Below are 21919 nucleotides of genomic sequence, written 5' to 3' on the forward strand. Positions count from 1 at the left end.
GATGGCATCCAAGGTCGTCGACGCCGCCATCTTTGACGGTGACACGTTTGTGGCGAACGCGGCCGGGCGTCCGGTGCGGTTGATGCGCGGTGGAGTGTCCGGGATCGTTTACAACGGGTGGGTTTATCCACTCTACGAAGAGGACTTTATCGGCCTCGCCGGCGACCCGGGGCCCAGGTGCGTATGGTGTCGCCAGATCAGCTGGCACAAATCGCACGTATTCATCCTTGCTCACCGGCGCGGTGCTGCGTGAGCAGTCCGCCCCGACCGGCCGCCGGCGATCACGTCGAGGTCAGCGTCGAAGTCGCCGACTTGAGTGCCTAGACGCCATCTTCGGTACCGGGGAGGTCGCCTGATGGCGACCACCAAGCGTACCTCCGGCTCCGGGCGAGGCCGACAAACTGATTGCTCATCAGGCCCGGCTGTCGAAGGCCCCGCGGATCGCCGCACACTATCACCGCCTCGCCGAACACGGCCGAGCGGCGAACTGGTCGCTGGGGGACTATCTCGGTGAGGTGTTGGCGGTAGGTCCAATGCTCGCGCGGAATCCGGTGCGAGGAAACCCGCTGCGGTAGCTCAGAGCCGCTTCACAACGCCATCCGTTGTTTGTTCCCAGCGACGTCCGGTTGCATCGGTGAAGGAGATTGCGGCATAGACGCGCGTAGGATCGCCCGACACGTATTTCTCGTTGCCGAGGCCGTCAGTGCTAATCCGTTTCATTATGAGATCGCCGGTGGCGTCTACGAACCACACGCTTAGCTGTTGCGCGACATTGGTTTGGCTGTAGGGCACCACTACTGGAAGCCGATTGCCGACAGATCCGCCTTCGTTGCCTGGGACAGAGGGCAGTCCAACTGCTCCGGAATGCTCGGTCCATTCGACTCGCTCAATCTGGGCGTCGAGAATCGCGGACTCACCGTAGTTGTAGACCGTGAGGTCGAAGTGAGCCTGCTTGCCATTGGGGTCTTCAACCTTGAGTCGCACCAGGCGAGCCTGGGCCTCACGTTCCAGGATGCGTTCCCGTGTCCGTTCCTGGCGATCGTTAGTGGCGATGCGAAGAGCGACAACCGCAGCAGCAAAGGTGGCTATGGCTCCGATCCACTCCGACATCGGGCCGTAGTGGACCTCTCCGTCCCGCCCGACACCCGCCGCGTAACCCACCGTGAGCAGGATTGCGAGAAGAACGGCCTTGGTTAGTGTTGAGCTTGCGATCCAACAGGCCGTCTGAAGGAGTTTCTTCACCTTGATGAGGTTAAGTATTGCTGCTGTGGCCAGGCGGGCGGCTCGCCGTGCGCCCCCACGTTATTCGATTCGACGTTGTACGCCAGGAGGAGCTGGAACGCGAATTGTTACACGCATCGGTGCTGATACAGGAAGAATCTGTTGCATTCACACTGAAAGGCAAGGGGTCTCACGTTGGCGCAGCGAGCCACTCACATCACATGTCCATACCTAAGGCGTGGTAATGAATCAACCTTCTGAGATGTCTATGGCTGGGCCAGCAGGTCTTGCGAGGACGTATCTGAATCGACTGGACACATGGCTTCAGCACACACCACCACCACGGCCAGATCCCTTCCGATTGGAGCTGACGCAAAGTTCGACGATCCCCGCGCGCGAAGGGGTGGCTACTGCCGTCGAGAGGAGCGAAATCCTCCAGTGCGTTGCGACGCACGTAAAGCTGGTCATAGTTGGTGCCTCGGGCGTGGGGAAGAGCAATCTTCTACGGGAAGTCTTATTAACAGCGGCCGCTGGAGGCGAGCACATCCCTGTCTACCTAGATCTCAAGCAGAACCCGAGACCCCCGTGGGCTTCACAGCTAGTCGCAAATCCAGACCGCACAACGGTAGTACCCTCAATGGACGCCCTTCTTATGTGGTCTGGGTTGGCTATCGCGCCCACAGTGGAGGATTTGAAAGCGTTCTCGGCGGTGAAAACAGTACTTCTAATTATCGATGCGTTGAATGAGGTGGACGCCGACGTTGGTGTCGCGATACGTGACACGGTCGATCAATACGTCAGATTCCACGGTCCGGTTTTCGTCCTTGCAAGCGATCGGCGCGAGGGCCTCTACTCCGATTGGCCAGGCTGGACTGTTCTAAAGCTCGCCGGTGTCATGGAAGATGAAGCGCGTGCTGTCGTCGACGCGAAGTTCGGAACCGGACAGTACGATGGGCGGAACGAAGAAGAAAGAAAGCTACTTCGCATCCCGTTCTTTCTCAACTGGGCTCTCCAAGAAGGCAAGCTTGAGTTGGGCTCACGTGCAAGCGCGGTGAACGGCTACCTGCAGAGTGCAAACATAAACGAAGAGGACTTCGAGCCCGCAGCACGGTTTGCATTCAGCCTGTACGAGCCGGATGGAGTCGTCACTGACCTCGGCGGAACGGTCCAGCCGAAGATGGACAACCCCGTGATGGAGAAGCTGCGACAGGCGGAGATCGTGGTTGATGGGAGTAGCGGTCCAATTTTCAGCCATCAGCTCATCCATCAGTTTTTGGCTGGCTACTACCTCGGCCGCAACCATGAGTCGTGGAGTGCGAAGACTCTCGACCGTGTGACGTCCTACTCGGCATCAAATGACACGGTAGGTATGACGATCGCTGCAATACAGGATCTCGCTGAGCGGGATCGATTTCTGCGGATCGTTTATGACTGGAATTGGCGTGCCGCCGTGCTGGCTCTTGTTGAAACGCAAACGCCCCCTCGGCGGGTTTCTCCCGCTTTGGAGACGGCAGTACTGGCGATGGCGGCTGAGAGGCTATTCGACCCCGTCGAGTACACGCGAGATCGAGTTGCAGGGCTTTTACACCTCGTGCCAGGGGAAATCGCGGAACGAATGCGTGCTGCACGGAACCATGAGGATGTGGTGAGCGAAGTGCTGCAGGCAGACTACGATGACGTCGGTTGGTGGGTCCAGTGGCGCGAGTTCTTTAGTTGGGATCCGGATACCCACACGCTTCAAGAGGCTGAGGTAGCCGCGATCGGCTCAACAGAACCGTTGATCGGCTGGACAGTTGCTAATGGAATTCGTCGTTTCACAGCGGATAATGATGTCTCCCGAGATCTCCGTGCTATCTACAGATCCCAACTTCGTGACGAGCCCGCCGCGAATGTCATCCGATGGCGCGTGGTGCACGCACTCGGGATGTGGCCCACGCAATCGAACGCGGATTTCCTGCTTGAGGCTGTCACTGATCCTGATCCTTGGGTGACCTACGGTGCTGTGCGGTCAGTCGTCGAGATCGCTGTCATCACCACGGATCGTGCCCTACGCATTTCGATCATCGAGTCGCTCGGCACGTGCTGGAGACATCTGCGGCCAGAATCGCTTAGCCGGTTGGCGGTGACATCTATTTATGGGGGTGCTGATTCGGACTGGGCTCCCGCGATACGCCCTCTCTTGGACGAAGTGCGTATACACCAATCTGGAGTCGAGCGACTGCGTTGGGATAGGTACCTTGACCGTTTTGACGAGTTTGCGTCGCTCGATGCAGGCACCTGAGCCCGTGCAAGAACGGACGTGTTGCGATCAACCACGCGCGGGCCTCGGATGCAAGCGAGACCGGTGGCACGTGCGAGCAACCGCGGTTGTAGTAAGCGGTGCTCATCGTGTGGCCCAACTGTCGATGCGAGGATGGAACTCCGCTAACCAGCGCCGGAGTGGCGATGCACCTGGAGGATCCCTGTCGTGGCCCTAGAAGAAAGCTCGCGTTCAATGCAGCCTATAGAGATCGATTGGCAACTTCTATCCCATGCTGCCTGGGGCGTCAGAGAACGCGCACTTGTTCATGGAAAGACGAAGGTTGGAGCGGCAGTGTTGACGATGCAAGGCAACATCCATGCGGGATGCAATGTCGAGCACCGCTTTCGGTCCCACGACGTTCATGCCGAAGTCAACGCCCTGTCGACGATGGCAAGTGCTGGAGAGGGACCGGCTGTTGCAGTCATGGTTGTAAGCCCTCGGGAGCGCTTCACGCCCTGTGGCGCGTGCCTTGACTGGATCTTTGAACTCGGAGGCCCAGACTGCGCCGTGAGCTTCCAGGGAGAGCCAGGCGGTGCCTTTGTCACGCTCAGAGCTGACGAGCTGATGCCGCACTATCCCTACTGAGTAACGAGCGCGATGCGATGGACGGCGGATCCACTTCGACATCTCTTCTCGCCGCACGGAAAGGCGATCCAACGGTTCACCACCAGCTCGACGGCGATCCGTGACGAGCTGCGCCGGTCCATCCCGGCCCGACTGCTCGCCGGCCGAACCTTTGACGCGTATACCGAGAGCGGCCAGATTGGCCTGCTGAAAAGACAATTGGACCGCAAGCGCGGCGGAATGAGTGTGCGCGCCCTGATGGACAACTTCGGGGAGTTGATCACCCAGATCCTGCCATGCACGCTGATGAGCCCTGACTCTGTTGCCCGGTTCTTCCCTGCCCAGGCCGACATCTTCGACATCGTTGTGTTCGACGAGGCCTCACAGATCCGGGTTGCCGACGCTATCGGGGCGATGGGACGCGCGAAATCGGTTGTGATGGTGGGTGACAGCAAGCAGATGCCACCCACCATCTTCGCCGAAGCCAACGCCGCCGTCGACGAGGGCGAGGAGGACGCCAACCCCGAAGTCGTCGCCGATGAGGAGTCGATCCTCAGCGAATGCGTGCAGTCGCTCGTGCCGCAGCAGTGGCTGTCCTGGCATTACCGCAGCCAGGACGAGGCGCTGATCGCGTCCAGCAATATCCACTACTACAACGGCCGGCTGGCGTCGTTCCCGGCGCCGCTTGCACCGAACTCCGGCCACGGGATCTCGCTGGTGCGGGTCGATGGACACTTCGAACGATCCGGGCGTGGAAAGACACTGCGCACCAACCGGGTTGAAGCCGACCGCATCGTGGCGGATATCCGTACCCGGTTCGCCGCGTCACCCGATGCGGCGCCGTCGATCGGCGTCATCACCTTCAACGCCCAACAGCGAGACCTCATCGAGAACCTACTGCGCGACGCCGGGGATGACCGCCTGGTGCAGGCCCTCGATGAACCGGACGGTCTGTTCGTCAAGAACCTGGAGAACGTCCAGGGCGACGAGCGCGACACCATCCTGTTCTCGGTGGCGTTCAGCAAGAACGACAAAGGCGTGGTGCCACTGAACTTCGGGCCGCTGTCCCGGCCGGGCGGTGAACGGCGCCTCAATGTGGCGATCACCCGGGCCCGATGCGAAGTGGTGCTGTACGCGAGTTTCGATCCAGCGGAGCTTCGCGCCGAGGAGACGACGCAGGTGGGCACCAAGCATCTGCGGGCATACCTGGAGATGGCACAGCGGGGTGTGCAGACCATCACCCAGGCGGCCGGCGCAATGCGGTGATCGACCGGCACCGCGACGATATTGCTGCCGAGCTGCGGCGGTCCGGGCTCGTCGTGACCGCCGACGTGGGGCTGTCCGATTTCCGGGTTGACCTGGTGATCGCCGACCCCGATGAACCGGACCAGCCGTTACTGGCGGTTCTGCTCGCCGGAACCGAATGGTATGGCCGCCGGACCGTCGGCGACCGAGACGGACTGCCGGTCGAGGTGCTGTCGAGAATGCTGCATTGGCCTGGCGTGGAACGGGTTTGGCTGCCCGAGTGGCTGAGCCATCGCGAGGCGACCGTCACACGGCTGCGAGACGCCGTGGCTGCCGCCAAGCGGCGGCTGTCGGAACCGGTCCTCGAAGACGTGACCCCGCCGGCCGTGGCCGAGTTGGTAGTGACGCCACCGGTGTCGGCGGTGGAGGAGGCGTTCGCCTTCCGCTCAGCGACGACGACGCCACCCGCGCCAGCGGCCCGGCCGCGGCATCCCAATCTGGTGGACTTCAGCGCTTGGATGCCAATCGTCGTCGGCGATATCCGCGTTCTCGATGAGATCCACGGCAGCTACAACAAGTCTCAAGTGGTGAAGGTGATCGAGTCGATCATCGAATCCGAGGGACCGGTGCACCGCGACCGGCTGGCCAAGCTGGTGGCTGGAGCCTTCAGTCTCGGCAAGGTGGCCGAAGCTCGGCGAGTTGCGATCCAACGCGTCGTGCCCGCGGACTACATACGTGCCAACGACCCAGACTTCTACTGGCCCAATGGCGTTGATCCAATCGCCTGGCGGACGGTCCGCACCTCCAAGAAGGGGGAGGGCCGCCGGGTCGGCGAGATCAGCCTGGTGGAGATCGGCAATGCGATGACGGTCGTTGCCGAGCAGTCCGGTGGCATCGCGGTCGAGGATCTGAAGCGGGACGCGCTCGCGTTGTTCGGCGGTGTTCGCATTACCCGCGATGTCGGTGCACGGCTGGCTGAGGCGTTGGACCGGGCACTCGTGATGGGGACGCTCAAGCAATCGCCATCCGGAATTGTGTTTGTTGCATGAGTGCGGCCCAGTTTGATTCCGACCTGTACGACCAGGTGTCGGAGGTGATCGGCCCCGGTACCGTGCTCTTGACGTTGTCCAGCAAGAAGCTCAATCGGATCGTCGCAGTGGACCGTGACGGCGTCCTGGTGGAGACCGAACGGTCGTTGAGCCGCGGGTCAGGGCCGCAACGGGTGCCAGCGTGGATGATCGCGACTGCGTGGGAACGGTTGCGCGACAAGGGAGAGCTGAGCCAGCAGGAGCTGCTCAACAAACTGAATGTGAAACGGTCTGCGTTCGTCTGTGCGTTGGTGGCGAAGTTCCCGGACGTTCATATCCGGTCGACACGTCCGATTGTGCTTGAGCTGCAGGGCGGTTAGATCCGTGTGCGGTTTCGCACGGAGGAACAAGGCACGGACCGGCGCCCGTGCGGAGACTGCGCTCCTGATTATCAATGGAATGTTTGCGGCAGTGAAGTAGGTGGGAAGTGCAACCGTACCAACTCTGGAGCCAGCAGCGCGGAACGTGGTGTGACTATGACGTTGTCGGCGAAAAGTCCTATGGAGCAGCGATTTACAGGCTAATGTCATCAGACTGGTCGCCGAGCGGGACGGAGGTTCGGCGAACCTTCGAACTGATCCCAGAACCCGACAACCCGCACGATCCGTGGGCGATCTCAGTGCGCGCGGACGGCAGTACCGTCGGCTATCTGCCGCGAGAGGACTGTCGGCAGTGGGCCAATGTGGTCAGGCGCGTTATCGCGTCGGGATGCATCCCTGTAGTCCCTGGACGTCTGTACGCGTTTGACGCCGTTGACTGGGACAACTGGGATGGTGATGGCGACCCGCCGAAGGAGTTCGCCGCGAAGATCCAACTGAAGTTGGGCGATCCCCACAGCGCGTTGCCGATCAACGACCCGCCTAACGGTGCGTACACGTTGATACCTCGGTCGACGATCGTCCAGGTGACCAAGGAAGAAGACCATGGCGACGCGTTACTGAAATTTGTGCCGGCCAGTGGCTACGGCATGCTGTTCGTCACCTTGCACGAATGTGCATCCGGCCGTGGATCTTCGGGCAAGTCGATCGTCGAGGTTCGGATCGACGACGAACGCATCGGACAGTTGACACCACAAATGAGCCAGCGATTCTTGCCGATGATCCGTCACCTTCAAGCCCGAGGGCTCCTCACGGCGTGTTGGGGTGATGTCACGGGATCGGCTGTCGCCGCTGAGGTGAGAATCGACGGTGTGAAGGCAAACGAGGCCGACGCTGCAGTGCTTGACGGTGAAGCAGTGACTGTTCCCAAACTCGTGGCAACGCAAGAAGATCCATTGCAGTACGACATCTCGGTCGGAGTTGTCGGAACAGTCGAGCCTGCGGCACGTCATTCCTACAACGACAACGAAGGGGATCGTGATCAGCGAACCGGTACTCCCGTCGCGCCTCCGCTGCCGCCGGCAGCGTGGTACGACGACCCCCGCGATCCGCGGATGTTTCGGTACTGGGACGGATTGAGTTGGACCGAGCACGTCGCACCCAAGATCAAGTAGGGGTGTGCGCTCGTCAGGTCATTGGTGTTGTCGCAACAGCGGATGCTCGTCGCAATTGGCCCTGTCACGGTGCATTCGTGCGCGTGTGCGCAGTACGTTCATTCGATCCGGGAAGCTGACGGTGCCTGCGGATTACGACTAGTCGTCAGTAGCGTTCGGTTTCCCTCGCCGCCAGACTCTGCTCTTGTCCTTTGCCCGCCCAAAAATTCCGCCGATCTTGTCGATGCCCTCGCTCGCGGCACCGAGCGCCAAAGTTGCGGTGTCGCTGGCAACCCCAAGTGCGACGGTGGCAGTGTCGCTTACGCGCTCGACCGCTGCATTCGCGGCCTCGCGTGCAGTCGGAGCCTTGAACTCTTGCCACTCCTGCATGTGCGTGCGCCGGGCCTTGCCGAACCGTTCGAGGTCCTGTCGAAGCATCGGCAGGCTGCGTTGCAGACCCTGCACTGACCAGATCCGGAAGCCATCTATGGCTTCGGTTTTCGCGACGGCCTCCACGATGTCTCGCGAGCGCTGGAACAATGCGTGGTCCTCGACCAGTTGCCGCGCGAGCAAGTCGCGGGCGTCGTCGAGAACCTGCTGCACATGTTCAGGTTGAGTCGCTTCAACCCGCGCCAGCCGTAGCCGCTGCCACTTGAACAACGATTCCTGCGAGACGACCAGGAGGCTCAGGGTCTCCCCGAGCTGATTGTTCTCGACTGCCTTGACGATGAAATCCGCACGTTCCTGGATCGGTCTCGTCGGGTCGAAGCTTCGCAGTGTGCGGTCGGCATGATGGCGGAGCTGCTCGACGGTGCGGTTGAGGGCTGGGCCGATTCCGGCGATCGAATCCCAGTCGGCGTCCGAGAACGACCCATGCCGATCGAGGTAGGCGGCCATCCGGTCGATGGTGACGCGATCGCCGAGTACGTCACCAGACCGGTTGGCGTGGGCGAGTCGCAGTACTTCCTCGACCTTGCCCTCGACGCGCTGCACGGATTCTTCGACGTCGGCGATCGCCGATTTAAGGGCGAGTTGCACGGCGACCATCTGCAGCGACATCATTCGTGCCGGCGTGATGTTGGCGTGCTTCCACTGCAGTTGACTCACGAACTTTTTGTCCGCGCCGCGCGTCATCATCCGGTAGAACCCGTCAGTACCCGGGATCAGCTGGCCTTTCTGGATTGCCTTGAGGCTCTCCGGGTGCAGCTGCACAAACTTCGCGGACTGGCCGAGAAATGACGCTGCACCGGCCGCCAGACCAGTTGCGTTGCCGAGAGTCGCTTTGTCCACTCCCATGACCGCGACCGCATGGCCTGCGACACCGCGTACGCGTTCTACATAGGCTTCGATCTCCGACGGATCGCCCGCAACGAGCAGTCCCTCCGGCTGGACGGAAACGGCAATCTCGCCTTCGTGTGGCACTACCGCGGGAAACTCCCTCGAAGAGTCGGGCGGACTCGGGCTCGCCGGTTCAAGATCGCTTGCCATCTGTATCCCCTTTGCTCGTGCTCGGGCAATCTAAGTGAATAGGTGCCCGTTGCGGGTGACTGGCGACAGACACCATGGAAAGTCGGCTCCGATCCTGTCCGGTCGATTATGCGCCGTCCCGAACGGCCGGCGCGTGCGCAAGGCTTAGGAGTGTTGGCTGTCATCGCTCAACGAAAACCTGTCATACGTTCGACGGACAAACCTGCGTCGGAACAGCTTTCAGGCCTTGATGTCACATCCCAGTGCGATGATGCTCGCGTGAGCCAGAACTTTTCAGCCGGAACTGCGATCACGCTGGTCGGTGCCGGGGCCCGGGGATTCATTCTCTATCGCGCGTTTCAGCAGTTGCGGCGTCGTGCAGCCGACCCGGACACGAAAGATCCTGGAACGAAGCTGACACGTTGGTTGTTGTGGATACCTCCCGTGTCAGTAGCCATCGTGGTTGCGATCGGAGTTGCGGCGGTGTGGACCTTGGGCATCATCGGCGTCCTGCTGATCTTCGCGTGTGCGCTCGTTGTCGCCGTCGCCGCAACCGTCCTCGCCGCCTACCTGTGGCTGGTTGCTGAGGACCACCGCCGAAAGACCGGCTACATCATTTGTGAAGCTGACTATGACAGCGCGCCGCGACAGATCAAGTCAACTATGCGACGGATCTATCGCTCGGCGCGGACCGTGCGAACGGGACGTGCGCACCAAGACGGAATGTTCGGTGAATTGGAACTGGAGCGACTTGTCTTCGTTGCTGCCCAGCAAGCCGTCATCAGTTCTGACGTTTCAGCTGGGATACGGGATCTGAAGCCCGACGCCGGACCGGCCGATCGCGAACTCATTTCCGATGCCGATGCCCAGATCAGAGAGATTGCCGATCACCTCGTGGAGGTAGAGGCAAGGTTGAAGCGGACCGCTTCAACCGCAAGCCGGTTGTCCGAAACTGTCGCCGAACCCGAGAGGCTTCGAGCGGCGCAGAAAGCTGCCGACGAAGCCCACGCTGCTGCAGAGGATCGGCGCAGACGAGCACATGAAAAGCTTCAGCGCGCTACCGCTGAGGCGAAAGTGAAGACGCCCGTCGACGCAACGGACGTTGAAGACCGCGTAGCCGCCGTCGCAGCGGGCTACGAGGAAGTTGCGCGGATTTCGGAACAGACCCTCGAAGGTGGGAGCTCTCAAGGAGAGAACTCAGTTGAGGGAAACGCTGCAGCCTGTGCCGACGACGGCGAAAAAGCGGCACGCACAGCAGCCTTCAATGCGGCGAAAACATCTGCGGGACAGGCGACTAAACTCGCATCAGCAGCGGGGAGAGCTGGTGCCAGAAAACTCAAGAAGTTGCTGGATGACCAGTGAAACGCCCTGGGTTTCCCGGAGGCTCGGGCTATTGGATTCCGATCAAGGGTTGGTCGGTCCGGTATGCATCGTAGAACGCAGCTTCGAACTCGGCAGGTGGGATGTCGCCGAGGTAGCTGTGCAGTCGGCTGGTGTTGTGCCAGTAGACCCAGCTGAGCGTCGCCAACTCGACGTCCTCGACGGTCTTCCATGGCCCGGTGCGGGCGGGGCCGTAGATCAGTTCAGCCTTGTAGTAGCCGTTGACTGTCTCCGCGAGAGCGTTATCGAAACTGTCCCCGACGGTCCCGATTGACGGGACTGCGCCGATCTCAGCGAGCCTTTCTCCGTAGCGAATGGAGGTGAATTGCGACCCGGCATCTGAGTGACATCTCAAGCCTGGCAACGTATTTCCACGTGACCACCGCGCCATCTCCAGTGCATCGAGCACCATCGAGGTCCGCATATGCGAGGCCACCCGCCACCCCACGATCATCCGCGAATAGGCATCGATGATGAAACACACATACCCCACCCCGGCCCAGGTCGGCACGAATGTCAGGTCCGTCACCCAAAGGTCGTTCGGTGCCGTCGCGGTGAACTTTCGCTTCACCAAGTCTGGATGCCGCGCCGCGGCTGGGTCGGGTTTGGTGGTGCGGACCCGTTTGCCGCGCCGGACTCCTTCGATGCCGGCATCCCGCATCAGCCGGGCCACCTGATCCCGGCCGACGTCGTAGCCGTCGCGGCGGGCGGTTTTCCAGAGCTTGCGGGCCCCGTAGACGCAGTAGTTGTCTTTCCAGAGCTGACACAACGCCGGCCCCAGGACGGCGTCACGCTGGGCCCGCGCCGACGGGACCCGTGCTTTGATGTCGTAGTAGGTGCTCAGGGCCACCTGCAGGCCTGCGCTTCGCAGGACGGTGCAGATGGGCTCGACCCCGAACTCCTCGCGATTGGCGTCGATGAACTCGACTATTTCTTGTGTTGGCGGTCGAGCTCCGCCCCGAAGAAACTCGCCGCTCGTTTCAGAATCTCGTTGGCGCGCTTGAGTTCTCGGTTCTCCTGCTCGAGGTCTTTGATGCGCTGGGATTCCACGGTGGACACCCCGGGTGAATAACCGTCGTCGATGTCGGCTTGACGGACCCAGGTGCGCACCGATTCCACGCCGTAGCCGAGCTGGCGAGCGACCCGCTGCACCGTGCCCTGCTCGGTGCCCAGCTCAGCCCGCAGCGTGCGGACCATCCGCACCGCGGTGGCCTTGATGGCGCTAAGTGAAAGTGCTCAGTCTCGCTAATTGAAAGTGCCCAGTTGGCAGCGGTGGTTCGGCGTGTCGTCGGACTGCTTGTCGGGGTTCTGCTCATCGTCAGCGGAGTTGTGTTTCCGCTGATGAATGGGAGGGCCGTCGTTTGCTGTCGCTGGAGGGTGATGTGGAAGCGCATGCGCTTCGGGAGCAGGGTTGGTCGATATCGGCGATCGCTCGCCATCTCGGGATCAATCGCCGAACCGTTCGGGCCTATCTGGCTGGGGAACGAGTACCCGGGCAACGCCAACGCTCTGAACCGCTGGTGATCGATCCGTTCGTCGAGTACTGCCGGATCCGCCTGGCTGACGATCCGCACCTGTGGGCCTCAACCCTGTTCGACGAACTCGTCGAGCTAGGTTTTACCGGCTCGTATCCGTCGCTGACCCTGGCAATCCGAAACCTGGGGCTGCGACCGCATTGCGAGCCGTGTCAGTCGGTCAAGGGCCGCGACGTCGCGGTCATCGATCATCCGCCCGGGGTCGAGACTCAGTGGGACTGGGTCGAGCTGCCCGATCCACCAGCATCGTGGGCGGCTGACCGGCATGCCCACCTGCTGGTCGGGGCGTTGGCCCATTCGAGCCGCTGGCGCGGGGCGCTGGCCCGGCCGAGGACTTCGCGCACGTCGTGGAAGCGATCGAGGCGGTCAGCATCCGGTTGGGTGGGGTCACCCAGCGGTGGCGGTTCGACCGGATGGCCACGGTATGTCATCCCGAATCGGGCCGGATCACCGCGGCGTTCGCCGGGGTGGCCAAACACTACGCTGTCGCCGTCGATGTGTGCCCGCCACGACGGGGCAACCGCAAGGGTGTGGTGGAGAAGTCCAATCACGCTGCCGCCCAACGCTGGTGGCGCACCGTCACCGACGACACCACGATCGAGCAAGCCCAGGCGTCGCTGGACCGGCTGTGCGTGAAGCTCGACGGGCGCCGCCGGCGCCGCGACGGGCAGGCCACCACCGTCGGCGCCCTGGCCGATGCCGAACCACTACGGTCACTGCCGACGGGTTCGTATCCGGCCGAGTTGACCGAACACCGCATCGTCACTCCACAAGCGTTGGTGTCCTGGCGGGCAATCAGTACTCGGTGCCGCCGGGGCTGGCCGGGGCCACGGTGACCGTCACCCACCGCCTGGGCTCTGACACCGTGCAATTGACCACGGCATCGGGAGCCGTTGTTGCCGCGCACCGCCGCGCGGTCGACGGCAGCGGCGCGGTGGTGCGCGATGCCGGTCACGTCGTCGCGCTCGAACAGGCAGTGCTATCGGGGTTCTCGACGGCCAGGCCTTGCACTCATAAGACCCGGCGACCGCCCTCGGTGGCCGCCGTTGCCGAGGCCGCGCGGCTGCGTGGTGCCCCGGCGAACGATCCCGCCCAGAAGGTAGTGATCGATCTGGCCGTCTATGCGGCGACCGCAGCACGGCTATCCGTTGTTCCCCAACACCATCCAACCGAACAGAACCAGGAGTAACCCCTTGAGCAAAACCGTCCCACAGATGAGCGAAGCCCGCCGATACCAACAACTCCGGGCACATCTGTCCTATCTGAAACTCGGCGACGCAGCCGAAGCGCTACCCCGCATCCTCGATGCCGCCCGCGCCGAAAACCTGTCCCTGACCGCCGCTTTGGAGCGGCTGTTGGAGATCGAGGTCAACGCCACCGAAGCCCGCCGGCTGACCTCACGGTTGCGGTTCGCCTGTCTGCCCGAACCCTGGACCATGGCCGATTTCGATTTCGCCGCCCAGCCCGGGGTCGACGCCAAACTGATCAACGACCTGGCCAGTCTGCGCTTCCTCGACGACGCGGCCAACGTGCTGTTCGTCGGCCCACCCGGGGTCGGCAAGACCATGCTGGCCGTCGCGTTGGCCCGCGGCGCGGTCGAGGCCGGCCACCGGGTGTATTTCACCACCGCCGCCGACCTGGCGGCCCGCTGCCACAAAGCCGCCCTGGAAGGCCGCTGGCACACCTGCATGCGGTTCTTCGCCGGACCGAAACTGTTGGTGATTGACGAACTTGGCTACCTTCCGCTGCCCGGCGATGGGGCATCCGCGTTGTTCCAGGTGATCAACCAACGGTATCTGAAGTCGAGTACGATTCTGACAACCAATGTTGGGATCGCTGACTGGGCAACCGCTTTCGGAGACGCCACCGTCGCAGCCGCCATGTTGGACAGGCTACTGCACCGCGCCACCGTGGTCGGTATCGACGGACCCAGCTACCGGCTGCGCAACCACCAAGCCACCGCCGAAACGATGCGTAAGGCGGTCGCCGCCCATGTCAGCTGAGACCCGTTCCTGCCAAGCCTGCTGGACCGAATTCACCGCCACCACACCGACCAAGATCTACTGCTCAGACCGCTGCCGCAAACACGCCTGGGAGCAACGCAAACACAGCGACACCGCCGCCACCGTCACCGAGGCCCGGCCACCCGCCCCACAGCCGGCCGCCACCCGTTCCTGCCCGCATTGCGGCGAACCCATCACCATCGTCGCTTTGCTGACCACTCCAGAAGCTGCCCGCCCCAGCACCCCCGGCGACGGCACAATCGTTCCCCTGCAACGACGAACCTGCTAACCTTAGCCACTCAAGCCAACTGGGCAATTTCGCTTAGCATCTCTGGGCAGTCTTCTTTAGCGCCATCAGCCTTCTCTTCAGCACTGTATCGACGTGTCGTCGGCTTCCCGGGCGACTGTTCCTTCGGCATACCTGCATCCTCGTTTCCAAGGTCAGGAGCCTCCGGGATTTCCAGGGCGTTTCACAGTGACGGAATGCAACGGGTCTGTACGAATCGGCGTGCTGGTTTTGCGTGCGACAAAGGTGCCACCCGCCGTGCCGAAGTTGTGATAGGAACGCTTCCAGCGTAGGAAACGCCCAGCGAGCATGATCGGAGGCGCGGCAGGATGCCAAAACTGGTCAGCAAAGAGGAACGTCTTGAGCGGCTGGTCGCCAAAGCGCGCAAGCGCGTCGAAGACAAACCGGAGGCCACACGGTCACTTTCGCAAAGTCCAGACAGCAAGCTCGGAACGCTCGTACGAGAAGCCGGCTACGAGCGCAGCTCGGCCAAGCTGCTGCAGACGTTGGAGCAGCGTCTGATGGACTGCGGAATCGCGACCTACCCTGAGCTCACCGACCCGAGCAATACTTCGGCGACGAGAATCCATTTCTTTGACCGGAGAGCGCCTGTACCGGGATACCAGCTGCCACGGCATCTATTCGATGAGGAGAAGCAGCTGTCGCGCTTCCTCTTCATGAACAAGGACGTGTTGCCGTATTGCAAGAAGAACAATCTCCAGATCCGTGGCCCAGAGGTGCGGATCGCGGGCGATTGCCGTATCGATCTCCTTGCGGTGGACAAAAAGTCCGACGAGCTTGTCGGATTTGAACTCAAGGCCGGCAACGCCGACCAGGGTGTTGTAGTGCAAGCGGCTAAATATATGAAAGCGCTGTTGGCGCAAGCGAAGAGCGAAGGCCGGCCAGGCGCTCGGCTGTTAATTGTCACTGGCCAACCTGATGAGCGTCTCGCCGAGCTGGTCCAGGATGTTGCGCATAAGTATGGTGTGACAACCAGCTGGTTGCTGTACAGCGTGAGGATCGACCTTACCGAGATCAATTGACTTGCACCGGATTCGATGAGTTTTCACGCGTCGAAGTAGTCGCTCCATCGCGCGATGTAAACCTCTCGACTTTGGGTGTTTCGTACGCCGCCCGTCGGTTGCTATGGGAAAAGTCCCTTGAGGAACTCCTTGACGAGGTGGCCGCTACGTCTGGCTGCTGCGGACCTTCCTCGGTGTTATTTTCCATTAGGTACCACTGGATTAAGCGTTGGTACCTGGTGAGTCTGGACCGGCTGGGTGATTTCTTCGTCAAACCACAGCGTTTTGATGGCGATACCCAGACTTATCACAATGACTGCGATTGCGATACTGAAGCCAGCGACCATGAAGACGAGGAGGGGTAACGGCAGACGCTGGTGCCTGCTCGGCGGCACAGTGTTGATCCTCACCGGTACTGCGGCGGAAGCTCGGCCCTGTGCGATCGGCGTAGACCGACTGGACACGACCGAGGACCGCTTCTTCTTCGGAGTTGGCGCGGCCTGTGTCGGGGCCGCCGCGGCTTGCACCTCTGGTAGCACCGGCGCCAGCCGAGTCGGCGCAGAGGATGAGATGTCGGTGTCTGTGCTGGTCCCAGCTGTGCGCTGTTTCACCGCGGTGGCGGCGAGGCGCAATGCATCGGCGAACTTCACACAACTGGCGAACCGTTCCGCCGGGTCTTTTGCTAGGGCTTGCTGCAGTACCGGGTCGAGGAAGGCAAATTCGGGGTGCGAGTCGGCCAGGCGGGCAGGCGTGCAGTTGAGGTGGCGGCTGATGACGATAGTCGGATTGGAATGCTCGAACACAGGCTGCCCAGATAGCAAGTGGTAGGCCGTGGCGGCCAGCGCATACTGATCGACGCGGCCATCAAGGTTCTCGCCCATCAGTTGTTCAGGTGCGGCGTAACTCACAGTTCCGAGAGTCATACCCGTCGCTGTCAATCCATTAGTGTTGGCGATTTCACGACCAATGCCAAAGTCTGCCAGCAGAATTCGCTTGTTCTTACCTGATGTGAGCAGGATGTTGGCCGGCTTGACATCGCGGTGGAGCATGCCCCGCTCGTGAGCGAAGTCCAGAGCCTCCGCGATGGCTTCGACGATGCTGGAAACTTCGGCAACCGGTAATCCCTGCGGTCGGTCGGCCAGCATGCGCGCCGCATCAGTGCCGTCGACGAAATCCATCGACAGCCATAGTCGATTGTTGAACTCTCCGCGGTCATGTACACCGACAATGTGCGGATGCCACAGCGATGCCGACAGATCCGCTTCACGCCGAAACCGTTTGATGAATCGTTCGTCCGCGGACAGTTGCGCCGAAAGGACTTTGATCGCATCCTGACGCAATAATCGTGGGTGATCTGCGAGATACACCTCGCCCATCCCGCCGGCGCCCAGTGCGCGCACGATACGGTAACCGGCGAACTTCTCGCCCGGCTTTAACACGGCCGTCCGCCTGGTTGCGCACCGTACAGTTTGCCCGCACCAAACGGCGACGGGCGGGGCTCATTTGGCGGCGCCGGCCATGTCACTGAGCACACCCCCACACTCATAGTCGGTGAACAGACTACTTGTCGCACAGGTGTCGATAGTGCGGTTTACCCGCCGGGCCAAGCCCGCTGTAACGCCATCGTTGTGACGATCCATCCTCGGGCTTCCCGACTTGGCTTTCTCTGGCTTGGGCAGTCCTCAATGGCCACAGACGGGCGGTTTCAGCCGTCCATTGACATGCAGCTGATCGGTTGGCCGATCAAGGTGGCTCGCCCAAAGAGCGTCGCTACATACCCTTCTACCTGCCCGTTGGTGACTAAGGTGCTTGACCGTGGGGCACCTATTCGTCGCCCAGGGCGACCTGACCAAGCTGGCCTGCGATGCGGTACTCGTCCCTTGCGACTCCCGTCTGAATATCAGCCGCGTGTGGTCAAGCATCCTGCCGACCGGGCTCCCTGCGGGAGATGCCGGCTGGCTGCGCCTCCCCGGCGAGATCAGCAATGCTGGCGTCGTCAGGCTCGACGACCACGACGGCCGGCGGGTGTGCGCGTTCGTTGCCGTGGACGGGCGCATGACGCCGGAGGGTGTGGTCCGTCGGATGTGGGCGGCCATCGACCACGTGTCGCAGAGGTTGGAGGCAGGCGATGGGCGCATCCGTCCGCTGATCGGGGTTCCACTGCCGGGAACAGGTGAGGGTGGACTGAGTGGCCGCCGCGGGGAAGTGATCGAGAGGCTGCTCGATCAGTATCGCAACGCGGAGGGGTCATGCGACGTCGCCCTTGTCCTCTTCGATCGACGTGACTTCGCGGCTGCCCAGAACCGCCGCGATCCTGATCGCGACTGGACAGAACTGACAGATGAGCTGAAAACAGAGGCGGATCGTCTCGGTGAGCTCGGCAGGCGCGGTCAGCTCTCGTTGTTTCTGGGAGCAGGCGTATCTCGGCCTGCCGGTCTGCCGGACTGGACGGTCCTCCTGCAGCGTCTGGCAGACGAGGCGGGCCTACCGCATGCCGCCGAGGACACGGCACCCGAGGATGCTGCGACCGACATTCGTGCCAAGCTCGGCGACCGCTACTACGGGCTCTTGTCCGCCCTGCTGGACATACAACGACATGCCGTCGGCCATGCCTTGTTGGCGAGCCTGCGGGTGCAGAAGATGGTCACGACAAATTTCGACCCCTGCCTGGAGCTTGCGCTCGACTCTGTAGTGGCCCGCGAATACCGCGTGCTCGCACGCGAACTCGCCGATGGCAGCATGCCGTGGCTGCTCAAGCTCAACGGCGACATCAAGGTGCCCAAATCGGTAGTGCTGACACGCGATGACTTTCGTCAGCACGAGGCAGAGAGTCAGGCATTGCGCGGAGTGGTTCAGGGGCTGCTGCTCACCAGCCACTTGTTGTTCGTGGGTTACAGCCTTCGGGAGCAGAGCTTTCTGGCGCTGGCGAGCGAGGTCACCCGGGTTCGGCAGCGCGCCAGTCACGACGACAAGAGCCGTGCCGGAACGGCTATCGCGCTGATGGACAGTGCGGTCGCCGATTTCGGATACCAGGACCTGTACTCGGTATCGATGGGCGCAAGTTCCTTCGCCGAGGGAGCGCGCCGGTTGGAGATCTTTCTGGACCGACTCTGCTGGAGGGCGGCGTCCAGTGACGAACGGGCCGCTCAGTATCTTCTCGACGACGACTACAGGAGTGCATTGCGCCCGAACGAACACGCACTGCGGGACTCCGTCTACGAGTTTCTGAACACCGTCGATCCGGTGGCGAAGACGAGTCCGGGATGGTCGCGGATAGCCGAGACGCTCCGAGGGATGGGCACGACCCTGGAGTAACGATCATGAGATACGGTGTGCGACAACATGCTTAGCGGACACACCGTGCGAACTTGTCTATTGCGCGTCAGCTGTGCCGATCGGTCTACTGAACCGAGCGACTTCTCAATCGAAGGGTGCCGGCTGGATCCGACCCAGACGGGAGAAATCCTGCGAGGATTGGGCGATATCCGACGAACCGAGCTTTGTCGACGTGGTCAATCCGACGCCGGCAGAGATCCGCGGATGGGGACACAGCGGAGCGTTCGAGCCGATGCAGGACTGGGATCTCATCCTCGCCGACCTGGATAACCTGGACTTGCTCCTGGAGCTTGCCGGCGACCAGGCACGCCCTCTACGGAAGTACTTTCTTGACAGCTTGTACTGCCTGGTCGGCCACTCAGACCGCACCGACTCACGTCTGCTGCGAGCCGCCGAGGCGGCGTGGACAGCCTCGGACGCGTGGATCGCGACGTGGGGTCGGCGGGTTTGTCGGGTCGCTGAACATCCGTCCAATTTCGAACGTGCGGACTAGTGTGGCCGGGACGGTTACCGCTCGAACCCTGACGGATAGGGTCCACCGGCTGCGGGCGCACGCCAGATCAGCGCTGTGTCGGTGCGGCGTAGGCGTCATCGGTTTCTTCTGGTTTTTCCTATCGGTGCGGCTGTGGCAGAGACTGCCCGCCCTCCGGCGGCATGGTCGTCGGACTGCACGCCTGTCTGGTGGATCGCCCAGCTTGTCGGTGGCTTCTGTCATTCTGTTCGGCTCGCATGTGCGAGCGACCGTGAACAATGAATGGAGCACATACGATGATTACCTGCCTGACGCATACCGCCGCGACTGCGCGTCACGACGCGACCCGCCCCACGGGGAGGAAGAAGAACCATCGCGGCTTCCTCACCGCGAGCATGCTCTTGACCGTTGGTTGGACCACTCTGTGGTCAATCAACGCCGTAGGGAACACGGAACTCAGCGCGGGCGCACCGTCGGTGCAACTGGCGGGCGCCGTCACGAGCATGGAAGGGACCGACGAACCGCACGTGCAAGCCCTCTCCGGACCCCCGATCCCGTTGGAACCCGCCTCGACGGTGAGCCAGCGCAATGCGGTACGTACTGCCAAGGACTACCTCGACTACACCGCCTTTTCCCGTACGGGGCTCGTCCGGCAGTTGGAATACGAGGGTTTCTCAACTGACGACGCGACTTTCGCCGTCGACCACATCGCCGTCGACTGGAATGAGCAAGCCGCGAAAGCTGCCAAGGACTACCTGGACTATTCAGGATTCTCCCGTAGCGGACTCATCGATCAACTCGAGTACGAAGGATTCACTCCGGCTCAAGCGGCCTACGGGGCCACCGCAGCGGGGCTGTAGATCGCCGGCCACATCGGCGGTGGACCCGACCCGGCTTGTCATGTCCAACTCCTACGAGCAGATTCGCGGCCACCTGGCTCATGCGGAAGGCGTCGAGTCCGCCGCACAACCGCGACACCTGCGGCTCGTCTTGGCGGAGGTCGGCGAGCTACTCGGCAAGCAGCCGGCTCGCGCCGTCGTCGACGACGAAGTATCCATCGCGGCAGCGGGAAAGAGTTCGGGCCTTACCGAGAACGCCGTCGGGGCCAGCTTGGCCAACACGTCCAGGCTGGCCCCGTACGCCACCACGGGAGGTCGAGTTGGCGCCGAGAATGTCCGGCGCGCCCGCAATGACAAGTGGGCCAACGCCCAGCGGGCGGCAGCGGCCTGCCTTGAACCGAGGCGGTTCAAACCGCGCAGAAACGCCAAGCGCTCCTAGCATTTCCAAAAGGATCAACCATGGCCAACCAGAACCTCAGCCACCTTAAAATCCTTCTCAACAGGCCCGGATCGATGCAATCGATCAAGTCGGACGTCATCGGCGGATCTCACGCCTTCCGCAGCGAACAGCGCGATGCCGAGAGACAATCTGCCGTGGCCCTGGCACAGTTCGGAGGCGTCCGCGAACGTCGCCAGATACCGCGGCGCGCGATTGAACGACTCCGTCGCCGTTATGCCCGAGTTCACCGCCCATCAGCGTTCCGAGTTCTCCCACGATTAGCCGAGCCAACTGAGATGTGAGATAGGAGTTCCATGGTCCATAACGGCGAATGCCGTCCCAATCCGATTTGGTCAGAGATCGAAGAGATCCTGATCAACCACCCTCGTACCCGTTACGCCAAGGTATTGCTAGGCATGCGACGTGGGCTCACCGACGCTGAGATGTCGGAGGAGGCAATCCGAGCAGGCGAACCAATCAATGCTGAGAGTGTTGCTCAGGTCCGCCGGCTGGTGCGACTGTCGCTTGACGACCAATTGGCGCCCGCCCCTTCGGATGCCGCGGAGCAGGCGGGGCTCTATCGCGAGCTGTTGAACTATCGGTGCTCACCACAACTGACCCAACACATCAACACCAAGCTGGCCAAGTTGCGGGAGCGAGACTCCAAGATTCCGCTGACGCCGCTCGGTCAAGTCCATCTCGGCGCGAACGATCCAGCGAAGCCAGGAAAGTCGGAACGGTTGTGCAGTGAGTGCTATATGGTGCATGCCGGAGAGTGCCCATGAGCCATACAAGCAGCGACCGTCCGATCTCGCCTCAGTCACTCGGCAGACATCATGCTGGAGCCCGACACCGCTTGAATACCCTGGAATAGGGTTGCCGGCATGGCATTCAGTGGGGTCGCGACATGGGGACTCTGGGGCGGGTTCACGGTCATTGTGGCCGGTATGTTCGGCGCCGCCTTCCTTGACGGACGGCAGCGCCAGCGAAAAATATACTGGGTGGGCTGGCTCGCCGGCGGCCTGATTATGACTGTGGCAGTCGCAGCTCAGCATCCCGACCGCAGCCTTGGCATCGCAGGGTTCTGCGCCGCCATGTCGGTCCTAATCGCGTTCTTCAGGACTCCATTTCTCAAGATCGGCGGCAAGATCTACGCAGCATCGGCAGGTGACCGACAACCAGACCCGCCCGAGGATGGTTAGTGCGTGCACTACTACCAACCCGGTCGACGGGCAGCCACTGGAACCTG

23 protein-coding genes, 3 pseudogenes and 1 other annotated feature are annotated in these 21919 nt (G+C 62.0%); of the genes and pseudogenes, 22 read left to right on the forward strand and 4 right to left on the reverse strand.

Annotated elements, in window-relative coordinates:
• The first annotated feature begins 1 nt into the window (after window position 1).
• Together BTO20_RS06820 and BTO20_RS39850 are read left to right on the forward strand one after the other, a co-directional pair.
• Window positions 2–253 (forward strand): hypothetical protein, encoded by a 252-nt coding sequence (locus BTO20_RS06820; protein ID WP_087074451.1) that lies wholly within the window; start codon window positions 2–4, stop codon window positions 251–253.
• A 148-nt stretch (window positions 254–401) separates the two neighbouring features.
• A pseudogene (locus BTO20_RS39850) lies at window positions 402–562 on the forward strand (AAA family ATPase); the annotation flags it as partial.
• Window positions 563–576: 14 nt separating this feature from the next.
• On the opposite strand, the gene BTO20_RS39220 reads toward BTO20_RS39850, so the two are convergent.
• A complete protein-coding gene (locus BTO20_RS39220) occupies window positions 577–1242 on the reverse strand; it encodes a hypothetical protein (RefSeq protein ID WP_157680156.1) in 666 nt (221 codons plus the stop codon).
• Between the two features lie 382 nt (window positions 1243–1624).
• Here BTO20_RS39220 and BTO20_RS06835 point away from each other — a divergent pair, with 382 nt between their 5' ends.
• From BTO20_RS06835 to BTO20_RS06855, 5 genes and pseudogenes are all read left to right on the forward strand, one after another.
• A complete protein-coding gene (locus BTO20_RS06835) occupies window positions 1625–3502 on the forward strand; it encodes an NACHT domain-containing protein (protein WP_157680157.1) in 1878 nt (625 codons plus the stop codon).
• A gap of 186 nt (window positions 3503–3688) precedes the next feature.
• Window positions 3689–4108 carry a cytidine deaminase family protein gene (locus BTO20_RS06840; RefSeq protein WP_157680158.1) on the forward strand — a complete coding sequence of 140 codons (420 nt, stop codon included), beginning with the start codon at window positions 3689–3691 and terminating at the stop codon, window positions 4106–4108.
• A 54-nt stretch (window positions 4109–4162) separates the two neighbouring features.
• Window positions 4163–6381 (forward strand): annotated as a pseudogene (locus tag BTO20_RS06845) (DUF3320 domain-containing protein); the annotation flags it as partial.
• The gene (locus tag BTO20_RS06850; protein WP_087074459.1) at window positions 6378–6740 is read left to right on the forward strand and encodes a hypothetical protein; all 363 of its coding nucleotides are present in this window, start codon (window positions 6378–6380) and stop codon (window positions 6738–6740) included. The pseudogene BTO20_RS06845 and the gene BTO20_RS06850, both read left to right, overlap by 4 nt.
• Window positions 6741–6847: 107 nt before the next feature.
• Window positions 6848–7912: a DUF2510 domain-containing protein gene (locus tag BTO20_RS06855; RefSeq protein ID WP_157680159.1), complete on the forward strand. Its 1065-nt coding sequence runs from the start codon at window positions 6848–6850 to the stop codon at window positions 7910–7912.
• A gap of 138 nt (window positions 7913–8050) precedes the next feature.
• Here the strand turns inward: BTO20_RS06855 and BTO20_RS40285 are convergent, their stop codons facing one another.
• Window positions 8051–8788 carry a hypothetical protein gene (locus BTO20_RS40285; protein ID WP_232491078.1) on the reverse strand — a complete coding sequence of 246 codons (738 nt, stop codon included), beginning with the start codon at window positions 8786–8788 and terminating at the stop codon, window positions 8051–8053.
• Here BTO20_RS40285 and BTO20_RS40290 point away from each other — a divergent pair.
• Window positions 8765–9130, forward strand: coding sequence for a hypothetical protein (locus tag BTO20_RS40290; RefSeq protein ID WP_232491079.1), 366 nt, complete (start codon window positions 8765–8767; stop codon window positions 9128–9130). The genes BTO20_RS40285 and BTO20_RS40290 overlap by 24 nt on opposite strands.
• Before the next feature lie 507 nt (window positions 9131–9637).
• Window positions 9638–10720: a hypothetical protein gene (locus tag BTO20_RS06865; protein WP_087074465.1), complete on the forward strand. Its 1083-nt coding sequence runs from the start codon at window positions 9638–9640 to the stop codon at window positions 10718–10720.
• A 28-nt stretch (window positions 10721–10748) separates the two neighbouring features.
• Here the strand turns inward: BTO20_RS06865 and BTO20_RS06870 are convergent.
• A protein-coding gene (locus BTO20_RS06870) for an IS3 family transposase (protein WP_232491198.1) occupies window positions 10749–11935 on the reverse strand; the annotation gives its coding sequence in 2 pieces (ribosomal slippage) (window positions 10749–11707 and window positions 11707–11935; 1188 coding nt in all).
• Window positions 11580–11711 (reverse strand) — a sequence feature (AL1L pseudoknot). (Overlaps the previous gene by 132 nt.)
• 185 nt (window positions 11936–12120) lie before the next feature.
• On the opposite strand from BTO20_RS06870, the pseudogene BTO20_RS40295 reads away from it, so the two are divergent.
• From BTO20_RS40295 to BTO20_RS06890, 6 genes and pseudogenes are all read left to right on the forward strand, one after another.
• Window positions 12121–12183, forward strand: a pseudogene (locus tag BTO20_RS40295) (hypothetical protein); the annotation flags it as partial.
• A 437-nt stretch (window positions 12184–12620) separates the two neighbouring features.
• Window positions 12621–13109, forward strand: a complete 489-nt coding sequence (locus tag BTO20_RS40300; RefSeq protein ID WP_232491332.1) for a hypothetical protein — start codon at window positions 12621–12623, stop codon at window positions 13107–13109.
• On the forward strand, window positions 13106–13462 hold the full coding sequence (locus BTO20_RS40305) for a hypothetical protein (protein ID WP_232490947.1): 357 nt from the start codon (window positions 13106–13108) through the stop codon (window positions 13460–13462). Before BTO20_RS40300 ends, BTO20_RS40305 begins: the two co-directional genes overlap by 4 nt.
• Window positions 13463–13487: 25 nt before the next feature.
• Window positions 13488–14276 carry an IS21-like element helper ATPase IstB gene (gene istB, locus BTO20_RS06880; protein WP_087072468.1) on the forward strand — a complete coding sequence of 263 codons (789 nt, stop codon included), beginning with the start codon at window positions 13488–13490 and terminating at the stop codon, window positions 14274–14276.
• Window positions 14266–14565, forward strand: a complete 300-nt coding sequence (locus BTO20_RS06885) for a hypothetical protein (protein ID WP_087072533.1) — start codon at window positions 14266–14268, stop codon at window positions 14563–14565. Before istB ends, BTO20_RS06885 begins: the two co-directional genes overlap by 11 nt.
• Window positions 14566–14891: 326 nt before the next feature.
• On the forward strand, window positions 14892–15605 hold the full coding sequence (locus tag BTO20_RS06890) for a PDDEXK family nuclease (protein ID WP_087074468.1): 714 nt from the start codon (window positions 14892–14894) through the stop codon (window positions 15603–15605).
• Window positions 15606–15781: 176 nt separating this feature from the next.
• Here BTO20_RS06890 and BTO20_RS40310 read toward each other — a convergent pair whose 3' ends face one another.
• On the reverse strand, window positions 15782–17023 hold the full coding sequence (locus BTO20_RS40310; protein ID WP_269770335.1) for a serine/threonine-protein kinase: 1242 nt from the start codon (window positions 17021–17023) through the stop codon (window positions 15782–15784).
• A 376-nt stretch (window positions 17024–17399) separates the two neighbouring features.
• On the opposite strand from BTO20_RS40310, the gene BTO20_RS06900 reads away from it, so the two are divergent.
• The 7 genes from BTO20_RS06900 to BTO20_RS06925 all read left to right on the forward strand — a co-directional run bounded on the left by BTO20_RS06900 (window position 17400) and on the right by BTO20_RS06925 (window position 21872).
• Complete coding sequence (locus tag BTO20_RS06900) at window positions 17400–18899, forward strand: SIR2 family protein (RefSeq protein ID WP_087074470.1); 1500 nt, start codon at window positions 17400–17402, stop codon at window positions 18897–18899.
• A gap of 193 nt (window positions 18900–19092) precedes the next feature.
• Window positions 19093–19413 (forward strand): hypothetical protein, encoded by a 321-nt coding sequence (locus BTO20_RS06905; RefSeq protein WP_087074472.1) that lies wholly within the window; start codon window positions 19093–19095, stop codon window positions 19411–19413.
• A gap of 275 nt (window positions 19414–19688) precedes the next feature.
• The gene (locus BTO20_RS06910) at window positions 19689–20252 is read left to right on the forward strand and encodes an Ltp family lipoprotein (RefSeq protein ID WP_198344277.1); all 564 of its coding nucleotides are present in this window, start codon (window positions 19689–19691) and stop codon (window positions 20250–20252) included.
• Window positions 20253–20292: 40 nt separating this feature from the next.
• Complete coding sequence (locus BTO20_RS06915; protein ID WP_087081727.1) at window positions 20293–20670, forward strand: hypothetical protein; 378 nt, start codon at window positions 20293–20295, stop codon at window positions 20668–20670.
• Between the two features lie 20 nt (window positions 20671–20690).
• Window positions 20691–20972, forward strand: coding sequence for a hypothetical protein (locus BTO20_RS39225; RefSeq protein WP_157680160.1), 282 nt, complete (start codon window positions 20691–20693; stop codon window positions 20970–20972).
• Between the two features lie 12 nt (window positions 20973–20984).
• A complete protein-coding gene (locus tag BTO20_RS06920; protein ID WP_087074474.1) occupies window positions 20985–21455 on the forward strand; it encodes a hypothetical protein in 471 nt (156 codons plus the stop codon).
• A gap of 99 nt (window positions 21456–21554) precedes the next feature.
• A complete protein-coding gene (locus BTO20_RS06925; RefSeq protein ID WP_087074476.1) occupies window positions 21555–21872 on the forward strand; it encodes a hypothetical protein in 318 nt (105 codons plus the stop codon).
• Window positions 21873–21919 lie beyond the last annotated feature (47 nt).

The organism is Mycobacterium dioxanotrophicus (genome assembly GCF_002157835.1).
Classification (GTDB): domain Bacteria; phylum Actinomycetota; class Actinomycetes; order Mycobacteriales; family Mycobacteriaceae; genus Mycobacterium; species Mycobacterium dioxanotrophicus.